The organism is Microbacterium sp. H6 (genome assembly GCF_003314775.1).
Taxonomy (GTDB): domain Bacteria; phylum Actinomycetota; class Actinomycetes; order Actinomycetales; family Microbacteriaceae; genus Microbacterium; species Microbacterium oxydans.
In genome coordinates this window covers 292-6,361 of the sequence record NZ_QOAY01000031.1, presented here as the reverse complement: position 1 = coordinate 6,361, position 6,070 = coordinate 292, and the positions used below count along the sequence as shown (strand labels likewise).

At 62.8% G+C, this 6,070-nt stretch carries 6 protein-coding genes; 3 read left to right on the top strand and 3 right to left on the bottom strand.

Going from position 1 to position 6,070, the window contains the following annotated elements; genetic code table 11:
* Positions 1 to 201 precede the first annotated feature (201 nt).
* Positions 202 to 612 (top strand): (deoxy)nucleoside triphosphate pyrophosphohydrolase, encoded by a 411-nt coding sequence (locus DSP71_RS01445; protein ID WP_113680185.1) that lies wholly within the window; start codon positions 202 to 204, stop codon positions 610 to 612.
* On the opposite strand, the gene DSP71_RS01440 is transcribed toward DSP71_RS01445, so the two are convergent.
* A complete protein-coding gene (locus tag DSP71_RS01440) occupies positions 602 to 1,684 on the bottom strand; it encodes a YDG/SRA domain-containing protein (RefSeq protein WP_258546200.1) in 1,083 nt (360 codons plus the stop codon). The genes DSP71_RS01445 and DSP71_RS01440 overlap by 11 nt on opposite strands.
* Positions 1,685 to 1,780: 96 nt before the next feature.
* Here DSP71_RS01440 and DSP71_RS01435 point away from each other — a divergent pair, with 96 nt between their 5' ends.
* The gene (locus DSP71_RS01435) at positions 1,781 to 2,866 is read left to right on the top strand and encodes a type I restriction endonuclease (protein WP_113680183.1); all 1,086 of its coding nucleotides are present in this window, start codon (positions 1,781 to 1,783) and stop codon (positions 2,864 to 2,866) included.
* Positions 2,867 to 2,911: 45 nt separating this feature from the next.
* Here the strand turns inward: DSP71_RS01435 and DSP71_RS01430 are convergent, their stop codons facing one another.
* Positions 2,912 to 4,042, bottom strand: coding sequence for a GTPase family protein (locus DSP71_RS01430; protein WP_113680182.1), 1,131 nt, complete (start codon positions 4,040 to 4,042; stop codon positions 2,912 to 2,914).
* Positions 4,043 to 4,137: 95 nt separating this feature from the next.
* Positions 4,138 to 5,190, bottom strand: a complete 1,053-nt coding sequence (locus DSP71_RS01425) for a hypothetical protein (RefSeq protein ID WP_147251157.1) — start codon at positions 5,188 to 5,190, stop codon at positions 4,138 to 4,140.
* A gap of 100 nt (positions 5,191 to 5,290) precedes the next feature.
* Here DSP71_RS01425 and DSP71_RS01415 point away from each other — a divergent pair, with 100 nt between their 5' ends.
* Positions 5,291 to 5,800 (top strand): hypothetical protein, encoded by a 510-nt coding sequence (locus DSP71_RS01415; protein WP_113680179.1) that lies wholly within the window; start codon positions 5,291 to 5,293, stop codon positions 5,798 to 5,800.
* The last annotated feature ends 270 nt before the right edge of the window (positions 5,801 to 6,070 follow it).

Sequence of the window (6,070 nt, the reverse complement as noted above, 5' to 3'; positions counted from 1 at the left end):
GACCACGCGACCTGAGGAATTCCGATGAGCAACTCTGGGGAATTTCGATGAGCGCCATCAGAGTGGAACTGGTCCCAGTCCCGTTCGGCCACGAAGGCCCGAAGGGCGGCGAGAGTCTGCGGCGACGGCATGATGCGACGCTAGCAGGGTTGGGGTAGGGGCCCCGAGGACGCTCCCTGTTAGCTTGCTCTCGGAGGCATAGTGAGCGAGAGCCGTGTTATCGAGGTCGTTGCAGCCATCATCGAGTATGACGGCAAGATCCTCGCGTGCCGCCGTCGACCGGAGAAGGCGGCTGGAGGGAAGTGGGAGTTTCCCGGGGGCAAACTCGAAAAGGGTGAGACGCACAGCGAGGCTTTAGTTCGAGAGATACAAGAAGAGCTCAGCACCTCCATCGAGGTCATCGCCCCGCTTCGAACCGACGAGACCTTGGTCGGCGAGAGCACGATCCGCCTCATTTGCCTTCGCGCCAAGGTGCTTGGAGAGCCACCGACGCAGAGTCTCGACCATGATGAACTGCGCTGGGTTGGTCACAGCGACCTGCCTGATCTTGAATGGGCCGCCCCGGACCTGCCAGCAGTCGCGGAACTTGCAGCCGAGGACCCTAATCGATGACCATGAACTCCTCGTCATCGCGGACCACTAGAAGGATGCCCAGATCGGACAGCAAGGCTTCGAGGTGAGCGATTGGTCTGCTGGGAAGCAAGATGACGGGGATCCCGGGCCTGCCGGACTCCCGAACCAGCCGGGAGTAGTCGAGGACTTGTCCAATCGCGGTGCGAACGTATTCGCGAGCGGGCGACTTCTTCGCCTCGACAACCCAGCCTGACTCTGAGACGTAAAGATCGGGTTCGATCGCGGCTCCTGCAGAGGTCAGGCGAAGACGCTGGGGAGTCTCACCACGGGACCTGATCCACTGCCCGAAGTCCTTCTGCAACTCGAACTCGATTCGGGAGACGACGCGCTCGCCAGGGATGAGTTGTGCTCCGATGACGTACGACGAAGACTCGGGAGGTGTCCAAGACGAGGTCTGCGCCCTTTCTGGGACGGGCGGGGATGGCGCATCGAGTGCTTCCACATCGGCGTCAACCGGCACGAGCTTGAAGATGATTCCTTCGCGAAGATTGCCGTCGGAGTCCGGGATTGTCTCGATGCTGAAGGTTGGCTCGCCAGTGGTGAACTCCCCGACGTAGGTGACGTAGGTGCCCTGTTTGGTGAACAGGCGGATGGGGCGGCCGTTTTCGGCGGCGTCTCGAAGCGCAGTGTTCCCGCGGGCGAATACTTGCGGACCGTACTGACCTTCGCCCGTGTAGAGAAAAGAACCGTCTCCCTGTAGCCCTTCAAAGGTGTCGTAACCGTGCCTCGCTCCGCTTTCCGGGCTAGTGATGACGAGTATGTCGGGAATCGACTTGGGCGTGATAATCCCGCCCTGCTCTTGACCCCTGTATGCAGCGTGTAACTCTCGCCGCAGCACGGTGTCGCCAATCTCCAATGTCCAGACCATCGGATCGGTGGGTCGGAGCTGCCGATCGAACCGAGCCCGCACCGCGTCAGCCTGGATGTCGTCGAGATTCCATCCGACGGCGCCTTCGGGCGGCCTGCCGTACTGCTCTCCGAGGAAGCCACGGATGCGCTTCTGGGCGACGTTCAACTCCAGCGATAGTCGGGCCGGCGTCGTTGTGCTCACGCCACGCAGCATATCGATATGCCGCACCGCCCATACTTCGCTCCAGGGTCCGCTATCGTCTGGACTAAAGCGTGTTCAACGAAGAGCGGAGTAACGGTGGAGTTTTCAGAGCGTCTCGATTCCCTCGCAACAAAGGTGAAAAACCAGGCGACGGCGATCGGGACCGAGGAGGCGACGAAGAATGCCTTCGTCATGCCGTTCATCTCGACGATTCTTGGCTACGACGTCTTCGACCCGCTCGAGGTCGTCCCCGAGTTCACGGCCGATGTCGGCACGAAGAAGGGGGAGAAGATTGACTACGCCATCATGCGCGACGGCGAGGTTCAGATCCTCATCGAGTGCAAGCCATCGATGGGGTCGCTCAAAATCGAGCACGCTTCGCAGCTCTTCCGTTACTTCGCCGTCACGAACGCGCGCATCGCTGTTCTGACGAACGGCGTTGTCTGGCACTTCTACACTGACCTCGACGCCCCGAACCGGATGGACGGCAAGCCGTTCCTCGTCCTTGACCTGCTCGACATCGATGAGACGCTGATCCCCGAGATTCAGAAGCTGAGCAAGGAGAGCTTCGACCTCGACTCGATCATCAGTGCGGCGGAGGAGCTCAAGTACATCGGGGCTCTGAAGCGAGAGATCGCAAGCCAATTCCGCGAGCCGACGGACGAGTGGATCAAGTTCTTCGCAACGCGTGTGTACGACGGTTCATACACGCAGAAAGTGCGTCAGCAGTTCACTGGGCTGGTAGGTAAGGCGGCGCACCAGTTCCTCAACGAGCGTGTGAATGATCGTCTGAAGACCGCCCTCGGCGTGAGCGGAATTACGCACACGTCAGACCCTTCGCCGGCGACGAGTGCTGAGGTCGCGGAAGCAGACCTCGACCGCGACACCGAGATTGAGACCACTCTCGAAGAACTAGAGGGCTACCAGATCGTGAAGGCGATCGCCTGTGGCGAGGTCAAGCCGCAGCGCGTCACGCACCGCGATGCGAAGAGCTACTTCGCCGTGCTGCTCGATGACAACAACCGGAAGCCTGTGGCCCGTCTTCACTTCAACGGGAAGCAGAAGTACCTGGGGCTGTTGGACGAGGACAAGGTCGAGACACGGCATGCGATCGAAGAGCTCGATGAGATCTATTCGCACGCGGATGGAATCCGCGAGGCCGTTCGCAGATACAAGGACTAGTCCGAGGGGCGGGTGGCGGCGCCTCGGTTGGGTGCGGAACGCCGCTCAACCTCGCCCGCCGCTCACCTTCTTGAACCACACGCCGACCTGCGTCTGGAACAGCTCGCGGACCAGGTTGCTGTCGAGCGCACCGTCGACGCCTCGCAGTCGACCCTGCGTGAGCTCCCCGCAGACCACAGCCCACGCGTATCCGATCGCCAGCGTGAAAGTGCTGGCGACGGTGCCCGAGATCACGCCGCCCACCACTGTTCCCGCTCCAGGGATGAACTTCAGGAGCCCTGCGACCGCGCTTCGTCCGGCAGCGGAGACAGCGACGGTCGCTGCGGTTGCCGCGATCGTGGCGGTCTCGACCCTGACCCCGTAGATTGCAGCCACTCTCGCCATCATCCCGAGCTGAATGGGGACGAGCACTCCTGCGTCCGCAACGGGGATCGGGATCGCTCCGACGGTCAACGCCGCCGTGGCAGCCGCGCGGACAACTGTTTGAGCTTGCTTGCGCTTTCTTGCCAGATCGACCTTCTGGGCGGCTGCGAACGCTGCTTCAACACCCTCGGGAGCTGCGCGAAACGTGGCATCCACGAGCTCCGTGAGCCCGTGCTGAACCTGACCGGTGAACTCATCCGCCGTCGACATCACCAGGATCGGACGGCCTCCCACGATCGGCAGGTCGAGCCCGGCGATGTGATCCGCCAGGGTCAGGGCGTCGGCGTGATACTCACCGTTCCGCGACGGCACCTGCGTCAGAACGGCGACGACAGGCAGGCCGAGCTCGTGCAGGCGACGGATGAACTCCGCCTCGGTGTCCTCGAACCGCCGGTCCGTCGCCCGTACGCAGTACCAGGCGACGTGGATCTGCTCGGAGAGCGGCCGCTGGCGCATCTTCTTCAGATAGTCGCCGAGTTCGCGGATCAGCTCATCGGTGTCCTTACCGATCTCGAGGCCACGCGTGTCGAGCAGGCCGAGGAAGCCGGAACGGTGGATGTAGAGATGCTCGTCCATCGTGACGGGCTCGCCGACGCCGGTGGGAGCGACCTCCTCGCCGAAGATCGCGTTGATCAGCGTCGACTTCCCGACGCCTGTCTTGCCGAAGATGGCGAGGTTGAAGCGGCCGATCTCGTCCGCCTGCTCTTTCCACTGACTGCGGAACTCGTCTTCAGAGAAGGTCTCACCCGTCATTGCGCACTCCCTCTGAGGCCGTAGCCTCGGTCAGCGGCGAAGCTCCCCCCTCGCTCACGCCTAGCGTATCGGGGCACACCTGAACTCTCGCTGCCTCACTCCGGGCCGTGGTTCACCCAGTCCGGACCCAGGGCCGACGACGTCAACTCGACCTCCGGCAGCCAGAGGGAGAGAGGGAGTAGCTCGTTCACGGCATTGATCGTCTCGTTGCGCGAATCGTCCAGCCTGTCGGCAAGACGCAGAAAGCGCCGTCTGTCCCGCTGGGGGATTCTGTCTAGCGAATTGCCGAGGTCGGGGACGGAGGAGAACTCTCGAGCAAGCTGCCTGAAGTCGAAGTTCACGGCGCTCATCCTGCGCCGGATCACATCCACCGCCTGCGGGTCGAGCGGCTCCGTACAGTGCACGACGCTCGGCACCCCGAGGGTCTCACGCGTGATCAACCGACGGCCACGTAGCGACTTCGTGATTCCCTTCAAGGCGTCTTTCAGCTCCTGCATCGAGGATTCGCGACCCACCGATGCGCGGAACGCCTCGCGGTCGAACACCTTGTGGATGAACTCTTCGGGATCTGGGTCCTCGACCCATCGGACGATCGGCGGTTGTGAATGTCCACTCGTGTTCGCGACGTGGGCGAGGGCGCCGTCGAACGCGTTTCGGTTCGGGGATCGCGCTTCGAACAGCTCGTAAAACTTCTCGGCGAAGAGTCGCGCCCCGGCGTCGTCGACCTTCCGATTCGCTCCGATGAACCAGCCGCCCTGGGGGATGAGGTGCGGCGCCCACTGCGAGGTCTCGCATCCATTCAGGAACACACCATTAAGGCTTTGCGCGTCGCGAAGCGCGGCGTGCAGCTCGCGCGGCGTCGCGGTGGAGGCGATAGGCCACCCTTGTTGGTCACGCCCGGCTACTACGAGACTTCCGCGCTTGCCATGCCCGATGAAGTGGAACACGTGAGGATCGAAGTCGCGTATCGCGGACTCGAGATCCTCCCAAGGCTCGTCAGCCCTGACCTGGACGTCAAACCTCTCACCGGTGTTGAGGTGCTCAAGCATCTGTGCTTCGATCGGCGCCTCAAGGAGATCGCGCGCAAGGTGAAGCTGGGCCCACACGAGCACCCGAGTCCGGGGGTGAGCTAATCCTCTGAGCGTCATGGCGCGAGCCTAAGCGAGCCATGCTCCCCGGGCTCGGTGGCCCTTCCCTCCCTCCACCCGCTGCGCCATCATGAGACGACCGCCCACCAAGGAGGCCCTCTTGTCGCTCGCACCGAATACGCCGGCAACTGCCGCCGCCAAGGGCCTCCCCGGAGTCGCGATCGTCGCGGAGATCCGACGCGTCCTGATCACGGCCCTGATCGCCGTCTTCGTGTACTCCACACTCATGGTCGCCAGCCGGAGCTACTGCCCCGGTGGCGTCGACGGGAGCGGCGGCTTCATCGGTGCGTCAGGACAGCCGACCGACCAAGCGCCCGTTTGCATCGACCTGACGCTCCGGCCCAGCCCTCTGGTCTACATCAGCATCGCTGCGATCGTCCTGATCACTCTCGGACGCGTGATGAAGGCGAGCGACGAACGGGCAGCCCTCAGGGCACTGAACCGCGCGGCCATCGGAATCGCGGCACTCGTGGCCGTCGCGATCGTCGTCTCCCTCGTCTGGTTCTTCCTGATCCCCATGGAGGGATTCACCTCCGACTCATGGACGGTCTTCAGCCCGTTCCCCTTCGGACACATCGACGTCACGACTACGCCAATGACCGTCGAGTGACCCACGAGGAGAGCAGGGAGGAGAAACGGATCTGTGACGCAGGTGCGCGACACGCCCGGCGGTCAGCCCTGATTTGCCCGATCCCCGGGATCCGCGTAACTTATTACTTGTTCGCCCCAAACGGTTGAGCGGAGGTCCTCGGACCGGCTCCCGTCAAGCAGCTAACACCTCCCGAATCCCACACACTCTCTGAGTGAACAGGATGAAGGTGCTGATCCGTTCCCACGGTCAGGCCGAGAAAAACTCGGACTTGACAACGGAAACGAGATC

Bases quoted from the DNA above. Each gene is read 5' to 3' on its own strand.
- DSP71_RS01430 (WP_113680182.1), bottom strand. From the start codon at position 4,042: ATGACGGGTGAGACCTTCTCTGAAGACGAGTTCCGCAGTCAGTGGAAA.
- DSP71_RS01425 (WP_147251157.1), bottom strand. From the start codon at position 5,190: ATGACGCTCAGAGGATTAGCTCACCCCCGGACTCGGGTGCTCGTGTGG.